Raw genomic sequence first — 1,809 nt, 5'->3', positions numbered from 1 at the left:
GGCGTTGAGGCTGTAGAAAAACTTAATATTCTCGGTGTTTTTTGATAAAATACGGCATCTACACGGAGAGTCTACATGCCAAATTTCAAATCCTACGATTACAACCAAACAGCCATGGTTGTTATTAACTTCGAAGAGCAGCTTCAGCCCAATACCTTCGAATATACACTTCATCATCTCATCAGCAACCGCCTTGATTTATCTGCCTTCAACGACAAATATAAAAACGATAAAGGCGGCCGATCAGCCTACGACCCAGCGGTACTGTTAAAAATAATCTTATTTGCTTATTCCAAAGGTATTACCTCTAGCCGTGAGATTATGTGGAGTTGCGAGACTAATATTATTTTTAAGGCTTTGTCCTGCGACAGCGTTCCGCATTACACCACCATTGCCAGTTTTGTAAGTAGCTATCCCGATGCGATTGAAGCTGTTTTCGAGCAAGTTCTATTGGTTTGTTATCAAGAGGGCTTATTAGGTAATGAATTGTTTGCCATTGATGGCTGCAAGATGCCCTCTAATGCCGCCAAGGAATGGTCTGGCACCTTTAAAGAGTTAAAACAAAAGAAACACAAAATAGGCAAGCAACTTAAGCACTGCATTAAAGAGCATAAAAAGTGCGACCGTCGTCGCAGCGATGAAAAGGAACGCGCTAAGCGTCTAGCGCAAAGTATCGAGACGCTTGATAAAGCCCATAAAAAGATTGATGAATTCCTAAAGACGGAAAGCCCACGGAAGGGCCAGGGCAAACAACAAAAGGAAGTGAAGAGTAATATTACTGACAATGAATCCTGCAAGGTGAAAACCAACAAGGGGGTTATCCAGGGCTACAACGGCGTGGCGGCGGTTGATAAGAAGCACCAGATCATTATTGACGCCCAAGCCTTTGGTGAAGGCCAGGAATATCACACCTTAAAACCCGTACTGGAAAGCATTAAAGATCGCTATGAACGATTGGATATTAGTGACGACATCTATAAAGACGATGTGATTGTTACCGCCGACACGGGATTTTCAAACGAAGATAATAACCAGTACTTAATCGACGAGGCGATAAACGGCTATATCCCTGATAATCAGTTCCGTTCGCGGGACCCTCGCTACAAAGGTCAAAAAGATAAATACGGCAAGCGCCATCAAGATACAAAAATAGGTATAAAGGAGGTTATCCCTAGTAGTGAATTCACTTTCAACCTTAAAAAGAAAAGCTGTGTGTGCCCGGCAGGGAATGCAATGTGGTTACGTGACGAAAAGAAAATGAGTGAGGGCAAACTGAAACTTTCATTCGAGGGCAACCTCACCGATTGCAGGCACTGCGATATAAAAGAGCAGTGTATGCGCAACCCCGCCTCGGCTGACCATCGCAAAGGCAACGGCCGACAAGTATCCAAAACCTTTACCGTTAAACCCACCGCGACCGACTGGATGAAAAAACGGGTTGATAGCCCGTACGGCAAACAGGTGTATGGCCATCGCATGTCAGTAGTTGAGCCGGTGTTTGGCAATATCGGCACCAATAAAGGACTCAACCGCTTCTCGTTGCGCAGCAAAGCCAAGGTGCAGGGCCAATGGCGTTTATTCTGCATGGTACACAATATCGAAAAGGTGATGCGTTACGGTGAAATGGAAAAAGAAAGAGCCCAAAAGGTGGCCTAAAGGGCAACTAATACGCGCTGACTGCGCATAATATGGCATTATGTCAAATAGATGTGGGTGGTTTCTACACAGTCTAGAATCATCCCATAAAACCAATAGAAGAGAGCTATGGACAGACGATTTTTCCCGAAACGTTTTTCTACAAGCTCGTTA

Annotated in this window: 1 protein-coding gene; it reads left to right on the top strand. The window is 44.3% G+C overall.

Features of this window, described 5'->3' with window-relative positions:
* Positions 1-75: 75 nt before the first annotated feature.
* On the top strand, positions 76-1,656 hold the full coding sequence (locus B067_RS0109525; protein ID WP_026244550.1) for a transposase: 1,581 nt from the start codon (positions 76-78) through the stop codon (positions 1,654-1,656).
* The last annotated feature ends 153 nt before the right edge of the window (positions 1,657-1,809 follow it).

Origin of the sequence: Dasania marina DSM 21967, from assembly GCF_000373485.1 — a bacterium.
Lineage (GTDB): Bacteria > Pseudomonadota > Gammaproteobacteria > Pseudomonadales > Dasaniaceae > Dasania > Dasania marina.
The sequence above is the reverse complement of the archived record's forward strand: the minus strand, read 5'-3'. Positions and strand labels throughout refer to the sequence as shown.